Raw genomic sequence first — 15,821 nt, 5'->3', positions numbered from 1 at the left:
AAGATATTTTTAGCCAGATGAAAAGGACCCCGGTTTACTGGGACAGGGTTTCAAATGAACGACATCATCGCATTTTGGGCTAATGCTTTGCGGCAAGACTGGGGGCTGGACGCGCGGCTGACCAGATTGGACGGCGAATACGATCTTAATTTTCTGGTCCGGGCAACCAACGGACAGGATTATGTTCTGAAAGTCATGCGCCCCGGATGCGAAGCAGAGCTTGTGGACCTCCAGGTCAAAGCCTTGGAACATATCGCCTCAGAAGCACCGGGGCTGCCATTTCCTACAGTGTTTCCCGATTTGCAGGGGGATTATCTGCCCCGGATCGAAGATCACGAGGGGGTACCGCGCCTTGTTTGGTTGCTGGAATGCCTGCCTGGGCAATGCTATGCGAAATCGGCACCCAAATCCGAAGAGTTGATCCTAAAGCTGGGTCGCGTTCTGGGTGCTACAGACCGTGCATTAGAGCGGTTCACTCATGAGGGTTTGGCCCGGGGCGATTTCAAATGGAATCTGACGCAGGCAGGGTGGATCGAACAGCATCTGGACACCGTTAGTAGCCCCGCACGGCAGGCAGTGCTGGCCGAGATATGTTCCGAATTCAATGCGATATCAGACAAGTTGGCAGGCTTGCCCAGTCAGGCGATTCATAATGACGCCAATGATTATAACGTTCTGGTCGAAGCAGAGCCTGGCCAGCGCCCGGGGGTGTCGGGCTTGATTGACCTTGGCGATATGTGTGCCGCGCCACGCGTTTGCGATCTGGCGATTGCCGGGGCCTATATCGTATTGGATCATCCGCAACCCGAACGCGCATTGGCGGCACTGGTGCGCGGCTATCAGGCGGCAAACCCCCTGCGCGCGGACGAAGTCGAACTGATCTGGCCTCTCTTGCGTATGCGACTGGCTGTGTCGGTTGTGAACTCGACCCTGATGGCCCTTGAAAACCCGGATGATCCTTATGTCACCATCAGTCAGGCGCCGGCCTGGCGGTTTCTTGAGGACCAAAGCGTCAATGGCGGATTGATGCCAGCGCGCCTGCGCGTCGCCTGTAGTCTACCGGTCACCGATGGGGCCGAGCGCATCCACGCCTATCTGTCCGCGCATCGCGGTCAATTCGCCGAGATGTTTGGGCAGGGTCTAAAAGATGTGCCCATTGGCTCGCTATCGGTCGAAAACTCGGTGTGGCCGCAAAATCCTTTCCACATGCCCCTGGCCGAGGCGGCACGTGTTGGCGAGGAATATGGCACAGAATTCTGGTTGGGATATTACAATGAACCCCGCCTGATTTACGCAGAGCCGGGGTTCCGCAAAGGGCCATGGAAAGCTTCGGACCGACGCACCGTGCATCTGGCGGTGGATGTGTTCGCGCCTGCTGGCACTGTCCTGAATGCCCCGATCAGTGGCCGGGTCGAGGCGGTCGAGAATCGCGACAGTCACCTTGACTATGGCGGGGTGGTGATCCTGCATCACGAAACACCCCAAGGCGATCCGTTCTATACACTCTACGGACATTTGGACCCCGAGGTCTGCGACAGGCTGAACCCGGGCGATCCAGTCGCACAGGGAGCGGCGTTTGCACGGCTTGGGGATGTCACACAGAACGGGGGCTGGGCCCCACATGTACATTTCCAGCTGGCCCTTACTACGAACGGGATGCGGGCCAACTGGCCGGGTGTTGGCGACCCTGACGAGCTTGAACTGTGGCACGCCGTCTGCCCGAATCCGGCGGCTCTGCTGAACCTTCCCGATGACAAGGTGTTCTATCGGCCGACCGATAAACAGGCGATCCTGCAGGGACGGCAGGACCACTTCGGAGGCAACCTGTCCCTGACCTATGACGATCCAGTCATGCTGGTACGCGGTTGGAAGCATCACCTGTTTGACGAATGGGGTCGCCCTTATCTGGATGCGTATAACAATGTACCCCATGTGGGCCACGCCCACCCGCGCATTCAGGCTGTCGCAGCAGATCAGCTCAAGCGGATGAATTCCAACACCCGGTATCTGCATCCGGCCCAGACGGCTTTTGCCGATAAGGTTCTGTCCAAGCTGCCCGATCACCTCGAGGTCTGCTTCTTTGTGAATTCCGGCACCGAAGCCAATGAGCTCGCCCTGCGGCTGGCCCGCGCCCATACCGGCGCCAAAGGGATCGTGACGCCCGATCACGGGTATCACGGCAATACCACCGCCGCCGTGGCAATTTCGGCCTATAAGTTCAACAAACCGGGCGGAGTTGGTCAGGCGGATTGGGTGGAACTGGTTGAGGTCGCGGATGACTACCGAGGGTCTTTCCGGCGCGACGACCCCGATCGCGCCCAGAAGTTTGCAGATCTAGTGGACCCAGCGATTGCAGCCCTACAGGACAAAGGTCAGGGCGTTGCCGGTTTCATTGCCGAGACCTTCCCTTCAGTTGGCGGGCAGATCATACCACCCAAAGGCTATCTGCCCGCGGTTTATGAGAAAATCCGCGCCGCTGGTGGTGTCTGCATCGCCGACGAGGTGCAGACAGGTCTGGGGCGTCTGGGCGAATATTATTTCGGCTTTGAGCATCAAGGCGCGCTGCCGGATATCGTGGTCATGGGCAAACCCATTGGCAACGGTCATCCATTGGGCGTTCTGGTTACTACCAAAGAGATCGCCCGCAGCTTTGACAACGGGATCGAGTTCTTTTCGACCTTTGGCGGATCGACCCTTTCCTGCCGCATCGGCAAAGAAGTTCTGGATATCGTCGATGATGAAGGCTTGCAGGACAATGCCCGCCTGATGGGCGACAGGTTGATGACAGGCCTGCGTCAGATCGAGACCGATTTCGGATCTGTCGGTGATGTGCGCGGCATGGGCCTGTTCGTTGGAGTCGAACTGATCAACCCCGATGGCTCTGAAGGCCGTGAGATCTGCAAATATGTCAAGAACCGGATGCGCGACCACCGGATTCTTATTGGCAGCGAAGGCCCAAAGGACAGCATCCTGAAAATTCGCCCGCCGCTGACGATCGAAGCGGAAGATGTGGACATGATCCTGTGGGCATTACGGGATGTGCTGGCAGAAGTTGGTGATTACAGCCCGCCACCCTCATGCGATCATGACCATCACCACGCAGGGTGCGGCTGCTGCTGAGGGCACGGAACCCCGGCGCGCATTCGCCGGGGTTCTGCACCTGCCCTGCTGCTTAGTGCAGCGTGGCAGTGGGGTTCTGATGTCTAGAGGTTGGCATCGGGATCGAGACCGTCATGTGTCGCAAAGCCAGCCCTAATTCCTCGGACAAAGCGGCCAATGCGGGGGCAAAATCGGGACGGACGATCAGGGACGCCATCATCATAGCGTCTTCGCGCGCGCCTTCTGATGCCGCCGCAATCATCTGGGCGAAACAGTTTTCATCCGCGCCAAGGCAGGCACAGCCCAACCCATTCCGGATCAGCGGGCGCCGCCCGTGATGGGCACAAAGCGAGCACAGCCGGTCCAGCGTCAACATCGCTGCCCGGCCCTGATCCGTACCCAGGGCGATCTGAAAGTCCTGCGCCGCATCCATACGCGTTTGCATTCCGTCCCCCCAGAGGCGCAGATACATGACCGCACCGGCCTCGACAGGGCTTAGGTCGGACAGACGGCCAACGGTCGCGCCACCCCGGGCTGCAGGCGCGCTCATTTGGTCAAGATCAGTTTGCCCGCGCGCGTGATGCGCAGGGTGTACAGCTGATCGCCCAGCTCGATATGGGCCAGATTGCCCCCTTTGGTCAGATCTTCAGCCTTATGTGCAGGCAGCATTGATACGGCAAAAGACTGGCTGGGATTCGGGTTCTGAACATTCATCAGGATCACTCCGGAGGGTTTCAGGCAATGCGCCTTATCGGTCTACTTTTCGGGTATCTGGCTGGCCCGATTCCGGGGTTGCTGACGGCTTGAAATATAATCTGATTATTTTAGTCAGGTATGTCAAGCCTCAATATCCCACTCTCGCAACCGGGTTGAATTGCACTGCCTGAACACACCAGTTAGGACTTGCGGTGCAGCTTCAGAGGCAAGGATTTTAATGAGCGCTACAATTATGTTCGATTTGGACGGAACACTGGTCGACAGCCTTCCGGACATCACCGCCGCTGCGAATGCAATGCTGCGGGACACTGGTGTCTCGCCCCTGCCCCAGGACACGATCAAACAATTCGTCGGCAATGGCCTCCCGAAATTGGTAGAACGTATGATGTTTCATTGCGACCTGCCTATGGATCGCCATGCCGAGCTATCGGAACTGACGCTGACCCACTACAACGCAGCCTCCAGCGACAAAACCGTCGTCTACCCCGGCGTGGCCGAAGCGCTTGAACAGCTGCGCCAGATGGGATGTGTTCTGGGTGTTTGTACAAACAAACCCAAAGCACCGGCTGACCATGTTCTGAAGTCGATGGGCCTGACCCATCATTTCGATGCCACCCTGGGTGGTGACAGCCTGGCCACGCGCAAACCAGACCCAGCCCATCTTGAGGCAAGTTTTAACGCAGTGGCCGCTATAGGTCCGCGCCTGTTCGTGGGTGACAGTGAGGTCGACGCAGAAACCGCTGAACGGGCCCAGGTGCCCTTTTTGCTATTCACGGAAGGTTATCGGAAAAGCCCGGTTTCTGAACTGTATCATACCCGTAACTTCGCCGACTGGCACGAAGTGCCTGCGCTTGTAAGTGAGCTTTTGGGGGAATTGGGTTGATGTCCCCCAACTAGTGAGGGGCCGGCCGAGGGGGTAAGTAGCCAGCCCCTCAAGGGGAAAAGTGGTAGGTCCTTGGAAACTCCTTGGATGATTTGAAGTTAACGAATCGCTCCAATCAAAGATATAGGGGGTTTCCCGTAGCCCTAGATAGGGTGTTGAAATTACATAATAAATTATCCGTAAATTCTAGAAATTCGTTGAATATTGTCATTTTCCGTTGGTGACCCGGCCCCAGGACACCGCCAATCGAAAATTGAACAACGAAAAAGGGCGGGGATGAACACCCCGCCCGACGGTTCAGAACAATTGCTGAATCCGCATGTTCAGATTGCCAGATATTCCTCGCGCAGCTGTGGATTCTCTAACACCTCGCTGGCGGCTCCATCAAACACGATGCTGCCCGTATCCAGAATGATCGCACGGTCCGCCAATTCCAGGGCGCGCACCGCGTTCTGCTCGACAATGATCGTGGTCATACCCTGCTGTTTGACGTGAAGCAGAGTCTTTTCGATCTCATCCACAATCACCGGGGCAAGTCCCTCATAGGGTTCATCCAGAAGCAACACCTTGATGTCCCGTGCCAAAGCCCGCGCAATCGACAGCATCTGCTGCTCTCCGCCAGACAGGGTAATTCCTTCTTGCTTGCGGCGCTCACCCAGCCTTGGGAACAGCTCATAAAGCCGTTCCAGCGACCAGCCGACAGGTGGAGCGATCTGGGCGAGTTGCAGGTTCTCTTCGACCGTCAGACCGGGGATGATACGGCGATCCTCTGGCACAAGGCCAAGGCCTGCGGCGGCGGCCTCATAGCTGGTCATTTTGTGCAGCGGCTTGTGATCCAGCCAGATTTCACCATGACGCACCTCGGGGTCACTGACCCGCGCGATGGATCTGAGCGTCGAGGTCTTGCCAGCACCATTCCGGCCCAGCAGGGCCAGAATTTCACCTTCGTGCACGTTAAAGCTGACGCCCTGCACGATATAGCTTTCGCCATAGTATGAATGCATGTCCCATACGGACAAAAACGCAGGGGCGGTGCTGGCCATATTGGCGTTTTTCGAAAAGTCAGGTTTCTCGTTCATTGCTTTTCCTTACGCGGCCTCACCCAGATAAGCTTCGCGAACCTTGGGATGCCCGCGGATGTTTTCTGGCGTATCTTCGACCAGAGGTGTTCCTTGCGCCAGAACGGTGATGCGCTCGGCCAGGCTGAACACCACATGCATGTCATGTTCAATGATGGCGATGGTAATGTCACGCTCGTCCTTGATCTGTTTGAGCAGGTCGATCGTGTTGTTGGTATCTGCCCGGGCCATCCCTGCAGTGGGTTCGTCCAGCAAAAGCAGGCGCGGGTTCTGGCTGAGGCACATGCCGATCTCAAGCCGTCGCTTGTCCCCGCGTGACAGCGATGCCGCGTGCATCTCGCGTTTGTCAGCCATGTTCATCTCTAACAGCATCGCCTCGGCCTGCTCGACAATCGCCTTTTCACTGGAGATGGTTTCATAGGCGTGCATCCGAAAAGCACCGTCCCGCATCGCAAAGATCGGGATCAACATGTTCTCCATCACAGTCAAATCGCCGAAAATCTCGGGCGTCTGGAACACACGGCTGATACCCATCTGGTTGATCTGATAGGGTTCCAACCCCAGAACAGAATTGTTGTCGAACAAAACAGAACCGGTATCCGGCATCAGCTTTCCCACCAAACAGTTCAGCAAGGTTGACTTGCCCGCACCGTTCGGGCCGATGATCGCGTGGACCGAGTTTTCTTCGACGTTGAGGTTCACATCCGACAGCGCCTTGAGGCCACCGAAGCGTTTGCTGACGTCTTTGACTCGTAGAATTGCCATGGTGCCCCCTTATTCCGCTGGCTCGGTTTTGCCCTTCGGGGCATCATCGGCGCCCGGTTTCTTACGCTTGAACCAGCCCATCAGCCGCTGACCACCTTCAACCAGCCCACCCGGCAGATAGATCACCACCAGCATGAACAGGATACCCAGCGTCAGATGCCAACCCTTGCCGATGAACGGATGGATCAGGAACACAACCGCGTCCTCAAGCCCATCGGGCAGGAAAGCGAACCAGCTGTGCAGAACATTGTCGTTGATCTTCGAGAAGATGTTTTCGAAATACTTGATAAAGCCTGCTCCCAGTACCGGCCCGATCAGGGTCCCTGTACCGCCCAGAATTGTCATCAGCACCACCTCGCCCGAGGCAGTCCACTGCATCCGTTCGGCCCCGGCCAGCGGGTCCATTGCAGCCATCAGCCCCCCCGCCAGACCGGCATACATGCCCGAAATCACAAAGGCTGCCAGTGTGTAGGGTTTCGAATTTAGACCGGTATAATTCATCCGCTGCTGGTTGGATTTCACCGCCCGCAGCATCATGCCAAAGGGCGAGCGGAAGATCCGGATAGAGAGATAGAACACCGCCATCATGATCACCGCACACAGGTAATAGCCCGCGTTAAAGTCAAAGCTCCAGGCACCCACATCCAACGTATAGGTCGCGCGCATGGGAATGCCGAACAGATGCGGTAGGTTCGGCGCGCTGGCCGATTGCAGGATCTGCGGATCGTCCGCATAGACCTGCAAGCCGGTCTCACCATTTGTCAGGTTGAATTTTGGGTTCGAAAGCACCGAATAGGCCAGTGCAAAGCTCATCTGTGCAAAAGCCAGCGTCAGGATCGAGAAATAGATGCCCGACCGACGCAGGCTGACAAATCCGATCAGCAGCGAAAACACCCCGGCGACAAGAACGCTGAGCGCGATGGCCGGAACGACGTTATAGCTGAGCAGTTTGAACATCCACACTGCGGAATACGACCCCACCCCAAGAAAGGCCGCATGGCCAAAGGACAGGTATCCGGTCAATCCAAACAGAATGTTGAAGCCGATCGCAAAGATCCCAAAGATCACGAACCGCTGCATCAAATCGGGATAGCCCGCGTTGAACTGCGCCATGGCGCTGCCTTCGGGGAACGGGTTCAGGATAAAGGGCGCCAACAGGGTCAGTATGGCGACGATGATCAGCAGGCTGGTATCTCTCTTGTTCAGTCCCAACATGGCTTATTCCTCCATCACGCCTTTGCGCCCCATCAACCCGCGTGGACGGGTCAAAAGCACGATGATGGCGACAAGGTAGATGATGATCTGGTTGATGCCGGGGATCGTGGTCGTGGCCCAGGTGGTCGACGCAAAGCTTTCGAGCACGCCAAGCAGGAACCCGGCCAAAACCGCGCCCGGCAATGAGCCCATCCCCCCCACAACCACAACCACAAAGCTGAGAACCAGAAAGTCCATGCCCATGTGATAATTCGGGGGGTTGAGCGGCCCGTACATCACCCCGGCAAGACCCGCGACCGCGGCCGCAATCCCGAACATGATGGTAAACCGCCTGTCGATATTTATCCCCAGCAGGCCCACCGTTTCACGATCTGCCATGCCAGCCCGCACGACCATGCCAAAGGTTGTGAATTGCAGGAACGAGAACACCGCTCCGATAATGCCAACGGCAAACCCGAAATAGACCAGCCGCCAGATCGGATAGATGATGGCGTTGGGATCGAATCCAACCATGATGCCAAGATCAACAGACCCACTCAGCATATCGGGGGGCGGGGTCTGGATCGGATTGGCACCGAAGAAATATTTGATGATCTCCTGCAGCACGATCGCCAGGCCAAAAGTCACAAGGATCTGATCCGCATGAGGGCGCTTGTAAAAATGTTTGATCAGCCCGCGCTCCATCACATAGCCGACAAACAACATGATCGGGATCGCGAACAGGACAGCCAGAGGAACGGACCAATCTATGATTGACGCGCCAATCTCGGGGCCGAACCAGGCCTCTATATACGGGGTTTCAACCTTCAGCGGGTTGCCCAGAAAATCTTTCTGACTTTCATCAAGGGTCACGTAGCTCAAGTTAAAGAGTTTTTGCAAAGACACGGCGCAGAACGCGCCAATCATGAACAGCGCCCCATGGGCAAAGTTCACAACTCCAAGCGTTCCGAAAATCAGCGTCAGGCCAAGCGCGATCAGCGCATAAGCCGACCCCTTGTCCAACCCGTTCAGAATTTGCAGAAGAATGGCGTCCATAGTCCCCACCTTTGGCCTGTCCAGTGGACTCCCCCATAGCCGGGAGAGCCCGTTTTCTAGGTCAGAGAATTTTCGTCGAAAATTCTCGCGCTTGTGTTACGCGCCCGGATTGCATTTACCCAGTTCGCCACCGGCAAACATCGGGTGCTCGGGATCGTATTCGACCTGCGCGCGTGGGGTGATCTCGACGATCTCCAGCGTGTCATAGGCGTTGGTCGGGTTCTCGTTGCCCCGCACCACCAGCACATCCTTAAAGCACTGATGATCCGCGCCTCGATACCAGGTCGGCCCGTTGCCCAGACCGTCGAACTCGAAATCTTCCAGCGCTTCGGCGACACCACAGGGGTTGAAGGTACCCGCTCGTTCGCACGCATCTGCATAGAGCAGAACCTGTGCATAGCAGGTCTGAGCCGAATTGGACGGCGGCTTGCCGTATTTCTCACCAAAGGATTTCACAAAGGCCTTGGTGCCTTCGTCTTGCAGCTGCCAGTTCCAGTTCATCGAACCCAGCACGCCCTTGATGTTCTCGCCAGCACCGGCAGCCATCAGTTCGGAATACAGCGGCACGACAATCTTAAAGTCTTTGCCGTTGGCCACCTTGTCGAGCAGGCCGAACTGAATCGCATTGGTCAGCGAGTTCACCATGTTACCGCCATAGTGGTTCAGAACCAGCACATCCGCGCCCGAGTTCAGAACCGGCGCGATATAGGACGAGAAGTCCGTCGACGCGAGCGGTGTTTTGACCGTGTTGACCGTTTCCCATCCCAGGGCTTCGGTCGAGGCCACAATCGACTCTTCCTGAGTCCAGCCCCAGTTGTAGTCAGCGGTCAGATGATAGGCCCGGCGTTCACTGCCCATTTCGGCAGCAAGAACCGGCGCCAGAGCAGCGCCCGACATATAAGCATTGAAAAAATGGCGGAAACCGTTCGCCTTCTTGTCCTTACCGGTCGTGTCGTTGGCATGGGTCAGGCCAGCCATGAAGATCACGCCCGCTTCCTGACACAGACCCTGAACTGCGACAGCCACGCCCGAGGACGAGCCGCCGTTGATCATGATCGCACCGTCTTTTTCGATCATCGACTTGGCCGATGCGCGTGCAGCGTCCGATTTGGTCTGGGTGTCGCCGGTTACGAACCCGACCTTTTTACCAAGAATCCCGTTCCCTTTCAGGGCCTTGGACGTAAAGGTGTTCAGGCAACCGCCATCGCCCTCACCGTTCAGATGCTCGACTGCAAGCTGCTGTGCCAGCAGTTCATCATTACCCTCTTCTGCATAAGGCCCGGTCTGCGGAACATTGAAACCCAATGTGACAGACGACCCAGAAGGTTCGTTAGTATATGCAGCAGCCGACGATGCAGTAAAAATCGTAGGTAGGGCCAGACCGGTACCGGCAACAGCACCAGACTTCAGCACGCCGCGGCGTGTGACAGATTTATTAGTCATTCATTCCTCCCAGTTCCCTGTTTTACGTCTGTTGGCTCCTCTTCCAGCAAACGATTGCGCAGGTTTACGCACCGCGAGTATGGCGGGGGTTCTGAAAATTTCTCAATAACCTATTCAAAAAGCAGCTATGTTATGTAAACAAATGAACACCTAGGTGCGGATTTTTGTAAATTCTTAAACATCTTATGCTTCTTAAGAATTGAAATTAAAAGGTATTATTTGAAAACATGCGGGTGATCGCCATGCAGGCAGTGCCGCTTTGCTCGGCAAGCAAGAAGTTGTTACTAAATCTACAAGAAGTTGTTGCTAAATCTAAAGGAGAGCCCGGGCCGCATGATACAGCTCAGATGGTCACCGGGACGAGCTGACTTCCCCTGGAGATCAAGCCGTTTGAACCTGGGTTCTCAAACCCGAAGCATCGTGCAAATCAAGAATTGTGACAAATTGAAAAACGGTTAATCCCTCCACGGCTGCATCGGTGAATACAGGCAACCGCCCGACCAACCGACGACCAAACAAGCGCAATAACCTTACAAAAAAGGCATAAACCACTACGCTTCACCCCGCATTCCGCGAATAGGTCAAAGAAATAGTCCGCGGATTTTGTGCAGTTTGTTTACTGAAACGCGACGAATTGATCGTACATAATTAGGTTAATGATTTTTTAGATGAGTTTTAGACGATTATATAGAACTATAGGAATGTAAAGAATCGGTAGGAGGTTGCGCACTCTTATATTGCAAATGCGCGTTTATGTTTGTTCGAGTACAGGTTGTTATCTATGGTCCGGGGGAATGCTCAGAGCGCTGCATGGTTGCCAAACGCGCTTCATGCCAGAGCCATCATTAATTTCATTCATTGGAGCCAGGCAGGCGTCGTTCTTGATGCCGCGCTTGAAGGTATCGTCAAAGCATTTGGCGCCGATTGTGCTGTCATCAGCCGTGTGTGGCTGAACAAAGGGGCCCATCGTGTTGCCGCACGGGCTGACACACGGGATCCAAAATTCCAAAGACCGTTGTTTCATTCTTTCGCCAACGACGCCCTCGGCCCGTTTCGGAACAAACCAAAACGCGCCTCGGTGTTTAGTCTGCGAGATGACGGGGCAGACCCCAGTGATATCTCCGCAGTTTTGTTAGATTGGATGTCGCACCGCAAGCTGGATGACATTCTGTTCATATGCCTGGACCATAACGGCGGCGAAATCGACTTTCTGGAACTTCATTTCGGGCAGAGTTCCGAACCCGGTTACCGCGAAGCTATTGAACAGGTGGCTCCGCAACTATCCGAGACCTATCAGGCCCGCCGAGCCGGACTGATCACTGAATCATTGTCTCGGCAATCAGTCACCGCACTCAGAAAATCATACAGTGAAGCACCTATTCTCAGCACCGAGAACCCAACGGGCCTGACCCGTGCCGAATGGCGTGTTTGCGTTCTTGTTTCACGCGGGTTGTCGCCTCAGTCCATTGGTGCCGAACTTGAGATCGGACCAGCGACAGTTCGCACGCATCTCAAGCATATCTATTCAAAAACGGCGCTGGACACCTTCCACATGCTGGCCCGGCGCTTGGTATCGGTAGAAGAGCGCGAGGCCCTTTTTGGGAAACCTGGCCAGGCACGTGCCTGATGCCAGAACTGGACTGGCAGTCCTGGCTGACATTGTGGGTATTCACACCGCTGTTCGTAATGATCGCCTGGACGGATTTCACCCAAATGCGCATCCCTAACCTGTACTGCCTGCTGGGCGGTGCAGTCGTGCTTGTGACCGCGCCGTTTCCGGATTGGAACCAACTGCTGCTGCGCCTTCTTGTGGCCGCAGCGTGTTTTGCGATTTGTTTCGGTCTGTTTGCAGCGGGTTGGCTGGGCGGTGGCGACGCCAAGATATTGCCAATCGTATTTGCCGCAATTCCGGTCCCGGTCGTATCGACCTATCTGCTAATACTGGCAGGCTGCATGGCAGCGGGGCTGATCGGAATGTCGCTGTTTCGGCGCTTCGCCCGACAAACTTCCCCGCATATCAAGTCGACCGCCCAGTCGCGCGAATTTCCTCTTGGAATCGCTATCGGATCATCCGGGGTGATCCTTGCAATCTGGTCGGCTACTGCGCTTTGGTTCTGACCATGTCAGCGTTTTAGGGGCCAAACGCATCCATATAACGGATCACGATCGGGGCCAGGATCAGCCCAGCGATTGCAGGCAGCATAAAACTGGCCATAACCGCCGACATTTGGACAGGCAACTTGTTGGCCTTTTCCTGTGCCCGCACCTCGCGCAGTTCACGCATTTCTTCGGCATAAGTGTTCAAAGCCGCAGCCAGGGGAACACCAAACCGGGTCGATTGCAGCACAACGCTTACGAATGAGCTCATTTCCTCTATACCTGTTCGACGCGCCATACGCATCAGCGCGGTATCTCGGTCACGCCCTGCCTGAATCTCGGAAAGCGCAATCAGCATCTCTTCGGACATTTCCGGCGCGACAAGCTGCATTTCGACCGCCACTTTCAGCAGGGCCTGATCAAAACCGAGGCCAGCCTCAATACCGATCTGAAGCAGATCCAGCATGTTCGGAAACGCATTTTCCATCAGGCGCTTGCGCTCTTTGATCCGGGCGCCCATCCATAACTGCGGTATGAGATACCCGATTCCGCACAGTACGCCGACATTCCGGATAATCTCGAACGCGTTCAGGCTGGACGTATATTCCGCGATCCGCGCACCCAAGTTGTTTGCGGGTTGCCAGGACATCAGGAAGAGGAAGGCCAGCGGCAGGAACGTCGCCAGCCCCAAACGGATAAGATAGAAATTCACGATTGCGTTTTTGCTACGAAATCCGGAACGCGCCAACACTTGCCCAACTTCGAAACGTACACTGGCATCGCTGGGTATCAGGGCCGCACTCAACCCTGTCGGCGCTTCGCCCTCGACTTTTTCAGGAACTGCCCGTGACAAAGCCTGACGTGGTCGGCTTGACACCATGCGCTCTGCGGCTGTGGACCGTTCGCTAAGCGAGGACGAGATACCAAGAAACGCTACGACCGCACCTATCAGCACACAACCCAGAACCAGGATCTGCGTTGATAATTCGCTATCAAAAATCGAACTCAAATACTCCATCGAATACGCCTCTTCAAATCCGGAAATTCACAAGCTTGAACATCACAATCGCGTTCAGGACGATGGTCACGGCGATAACGCTCATGACTGGCACAAAGGCCGGAGAGTCCGCGACATCGCCATAATATGTGGGCGTCATGATGGTCATGAACACGGCAATGCCAACGGGAATGGATGACAGGATATATGCTGTCATGCGGCCTTCGGCCGAGATGGCCTTGACCTTGCGACGCAATGACATGCGCGCTCGGATCACGCGAGCCAGCGTGCGCAAGATGCCGGCCAGGTCGCCACCTGTGCCGTGCTGCATCATCAGCGCAACAGCTAGATATTGGATATCTTCTTCATCGATGCGGTCAGCCATGCTTTTGATCGCAGTTGTCAGTTCTTCGCCATAAGAGACCTGATCAACGACCAGCCCAAACTCGGTTCCAATCGGGTCAGGCATTTCTTCGGCGACACTTTGTAAGGTTGTGTTCAGCGGGTGCCCCACCTTCAATCCACGGGACATCAGGTCCAGCGCATCGGGCAACTGCTTGATCAACGCCGCCTTGCGCTTGCGCAACGTCACCCCCAACGCAACCAGTGGCGCAATCAAGAAAACAAGGGCGCAGGTGGGGACCACTTTCAATGGATCAGCCACCATAGACCCACCAATGGCCGAGATCAGAAAGGCTGCGCCACAACCGGCCAGAAACATTTCGGGAACCATGTTCAGGCCCGAAACCTTCAACGCCAGAGGCAAATCCCCCACCAGCGGGAAACTCCGCAACAGTGGCTTGGCTTCCTGCGGTTTCAACAGGCTGAGGACATCCTCACCCGACTTCCCCTCGGACAGCATCTGAATTCGGCGGTTGATCGCCTCTTCGCGGTTTTCGCCACGCCGCATAAACTGACGCAGCCCTTCAAAAGCAATCAGCGCACCCAGGAAAACCGCAAGCGCCAGAACAAACCTGACATCGAACCCGGCAACTTCCATTTCCGGGCCGATCAGGTTGTTGATGTTCAGATTGGCCAGATATGACCTGATTTTCTCGAACATCCCGGACCTCCTTAGTTGAACTTGACGGTGGACAGGTCGACCCCGGCAGCCGCCAGTGCATCACTGGATTTTGGCCGAATTCCCGTGGGCATGAACCGGCCCAGAACCTTGCCGTCTTCATCCTTGCCTTCGCGCTTGAAAACAAAGATGTCCTGCATGGTGATGATGTCGCCTTCCATTCCAGTCACTTCCGAGATCGAAGTAACCCGGCGCGTCCCGTCTGACAGTCGGTTCAACTGAAGCACAAAGTGGATGGCCGAAGCGATGGTGGCCCGGATCGCCGAATGCGGCAGCTCCATCCCGCCCATCTGTACCATCTGTTCGACCCGAGACAGCGCATCGCGTGGACTGTTGGCATGAACGGTCGTCATCGAACCGTCATGGCCGGTATTCATCGCCTGCAGCATGTCGAAGGCCTCTGATCCGCGCACCTCGCCGACCACAATACGGTCAGGGCGCATCCGCAGCGCGTTGCGGACAAGATCACGCTGGGCCACAGCGCCGGTCCCGTCCAAACCGGCTGGGCGGGTCTCCATGCGGAGAACATGTTCCTGCTGCAGTTGCAGTTCAGCAGCGTCTTCGATGGTCACGACCCGTTCGTTGCCGCCGATATAGGAAGACAGGGCATTCAGCATTGTCGTTTTACCTGATCCGGTTCCTCCGGAAATCAGGACATTCATCTTTGCCTCGACCAGACCGCGCAACAACGCCGCAGCACTGTCATTCAATGCATCGTTCTTAACCAACCGCTCCATCGTCAGCGGTACGCGCGCGAATTTACGGATCGACAAGGCCGGCCCGTCCAGCGCGCAGGGCCGAATGATCGCGTTTACACGGCTGCCATCCTCAAGCCGCGCATCCACCCAGGGTTGGCGTTCATCAATACGACGGCCGACACGACTGACAATCTTGTCGATGATCCGAAGCAAATGACGTTCATCCCGAAAACGCGCCGAGGTTTTTTCCAGAATACCTGAACGTTCGACGAAAATCTGCTTGTGACCGTTCACCAGAATATCGTTGATCGAAGGGTCGGCCAGCAAAGGCTCCAGTGGCCCAAGCCCAAGCACCTCGTGCATCAGTTCTTCGACCAAAAGCTTGATTTCCTCAGACCGCATGGCCCGGCCCTCGGACCGCAACAGATCAGTTGCGTGTTTGCCGATTTCGCCCCGCAATGTGTCTTCTTCGACCTTGTCGATCACAGCCAGATTCAGCTTATCAAGCAACGAGTTGTGCATCCGGGCCTTGAGGTCGATACGGTCCATCTCGCGCTCGCGCTCCATGGCACGGCGTTCGGCGTTCTTGACCTCGATATCAGCAACATTTCCGTTCGGCTGTTTCGTGTCCAACGGCACAACTTTTGGGGATTGGGATGTTGTGCGACCCGTTCTGTCAAATTCACGAAACATTCTGCTTTACCTTTTACTT

General features: G+C 55.9%; 14 protein-coding genes. 4 read left to right on the top strand and 10 right to left on the bottom strand.

Annotated elements, in window-relative coordinates; genetic code table 11:
- The first annotated feature begins 54 nt into the window (after positions 1-54).
- Complete coding sequence (locus AC2FIZ_RS09195) at positions 55-3,120, top strand: aminotransferase class III-fold pyridoxal phosphate-dependent enzyme (RefSeq protein ID WP_496790928.1); 3,066 nt, start codon at positions 55-57, stop codon at positions 3,118-3,120.
- Positions 3,121-3,172: 52 nt separating this feature from the next.
- Here AC2FIZ_RS09195 and AC2FIZ_RS09190 read toward each other — a convergent pair whose 3' ends face one another.
- Entirely contained in the window at positions 3,173-3,649 is a 477-nt protein-coding gene (locus tag AC2FIZ_RS09190) for a hypothetical protein (protein WP_496790926.1), read from the bottom strand.
- Positions 3,646-3,813, bottom strand: coding sequence for a hemin uptake protein HemP (hemP, locus tag AC2FIZ_RS09185; protein ID WP_142635762.1), 168 nt, complete (start codon positions 3,811-3,813; stop codon positions 3,646-3,648). Before hemP ends, AC2FIZ_RS09190 begins: the two co-directional genes overlap by 4 nt.
- A 220-nt stretch (positions 3,814-4,033) precedes the next feature.
- Here hemP and gph point away from each other — a divergent pair, with 220 nt between their 5' ends.
- The gene (gph, locus tag AC2FIZ_RS09180) at positions 4,034-4,699 is read left to right on the top strand and encodes a phosphoglycolate phosphatase (protein WP_281972468.1); all 666 of its coding nucleotides are present in this window, start codon (positions 4,034-4,036) and stop codon (positions 4,697-4,699) included.
- Between the two features lie 323 nt (positions 4,700-5,022).
- Here gph and AC2FIZ_RS09175 read toward each other — a convergent pair whose 3' ends face one another.
- The 5 genes from AC2FIZ_RS09175 to AC2FIZ_RS09155 all read right to left on the bottom strand — a co-directional run bounded on the left by AC2FIZ_RS09175 (position 5,023) and on the right by AC2FIZ_RS09155 (position 10,236).
- Complete coding sequence (locus AC2FIZ_RS09175) at positions 5,023-5,778, bottom strand: ABC transporter ATP-binding protein (protein WP_142635758.1); 756 nt, start codon at positions 5,776-5,778, stop codon at positions 5,023-5,025.
- A 9-nt stretch (positions 5,779-5,787) separates the two neighbouring features.
- Positions 5,788-6,543, bottom strand: coding sequence for an ABC transporter ATP-binding protein (locus AC2FIZ_RS09170; RefSeq protein WP_142635756.1), 756 nt, complete (start codon positions 6,541-6,543; stop codon positions 5,788-5,790).
- A 9-nt stretch (positions 6,544-6,552) separates the two neighbouring features.
- Positions 6,553-7,758, bottom strand: a complete 1,206-nt coding sequence (locus AC2FIZ_RS09165; RefSeq protein ID WP_142635754.1) for a branched-chain amino acid ABC transporter permease — start codon at positions 7,756-7,758, stop codon at positions 6,553-6,555.
- A 3-nt stretch (positions 7,759-7,761) separates the two neighbouring features.
- Positions 7,762-8,793 (bottom strand): branched-chain amino acid ABC transporter permease, encoded by a 1,032-nt coding sequence (locus AC2FIZ_RS09160; protein ID WP_142635752.1) that lies wholly within the window; start codon positions 8,791-8,793, stop codon positions 7,762-7,764.
- A 96-nt stretch (positions 8,794-8,889) separates the two neighbouring features.
- Positions 8,890-10,236, bottom strand: a complete 1,347-nt coding sequence (locus tag AC2FIZ_RS09155; RefSeq protein WP_142635750.1) for a substrate-binding protein — start codon at positions 10,234-10,236, stop codon at positions 8,890-8,892.
- 781 nt (positions 10,237-11,017) lie between these two features.
- Here AC2FIZ_RS09155 and AC2FIZ_RS09150 point away from each other — a divergent pair.
- Both AC2FIZ_RS09150 and AC2FIZ_RS09145 read left to right on the top strand, forming a co-directional pair.
- On the top strand, positions 11,018-11,863 hold the full coding sequence (locus tag AC2FIZ_RS09150) for a helix-turn-helix transcriptional regulator (RefSeq protein WP_246097200.1): 846 nt from the start codon (positions 11,018-11,020) through the stop codon (positions 11,861-11,863).
- Positions 11,863-12,354 (top strand): A24 family peptidase, encoded by a 492-nt coding sequence (locus AC2FIZ_RS09145; protein WP_496700767.1) that lies wholly within the window; start codon positions 11,863-11,865, stop codon positions 12,352-12,354. Before AC2FIZ_RS09150 ends, AC2FIZ_RS09145 begins: the two co-directional genes overlap by 1 nt.
- A 13-nt stretch (positions 12,355-12,367) precedes the next feature.
- Here AC2FIZ_RS09145 and AC2FIZ_RS09140 read toward each other — a convergent pair whose 3' ends face one another.
- From AC2FIZ_RS09140 to AC2FIZ_RS09130, 3 genes are read right to left on the bottom strand one after another with little or no spacing between them, the layout of a single operon-like run.
- The gene (locus AC2FIZ_RS09140) at positions 12,368-13,351 is read right to left on the bottom strand and encodes a type II secretion system F family protein (RefSeq protein ID WP_142635745.1); all 984 of its coding nucleotides are present in this window, start codon (positions 13,349-13,351) and stop codon (positions 12,368-12,370) included.
- 13 nt (positions 13,352-13,364) lie between these two features.
- Positions 13,365-14,393 carry a type II secretion system F family protein gene (locus AC2FIZ_RS09135; RefSeq protein ID WP_142635743.1) on the bottom strand — a complete coding sequence of 343 codons (1,029 nt, stop codon included), beginning with the start codon at positions 14,391-14,393 and terminating at the stop codon, positions 13,365-13,367.
- An 11-nt stretch (positions 14,394-14,404) separates the two neighbouring features.
- Positions 14,405-15,802 carry a TadA family conjugal transfer-associated ATPase gene (locus AC2FIZ_RS09130; RefSeq protein WP_142635741.1) on the bottom strand — a complete coding sequence of 466 codons (1,398 nt, stop codon included), beginning with the start codon at positions 15,800-15,802 and terminating at the stop codon, positions 14,405-14,407.
- Between the last annotated feature and the right edge of the window lie 19 nt (positions 15,803-15,821).

Source organism: Ruegeria sp. CDSB022, assembly GCF_059611145.1.
Note: the sequence above shows the minus strand (reverse complement) of the source record. Positions and strands in the feature narration are given on the sequence as shown.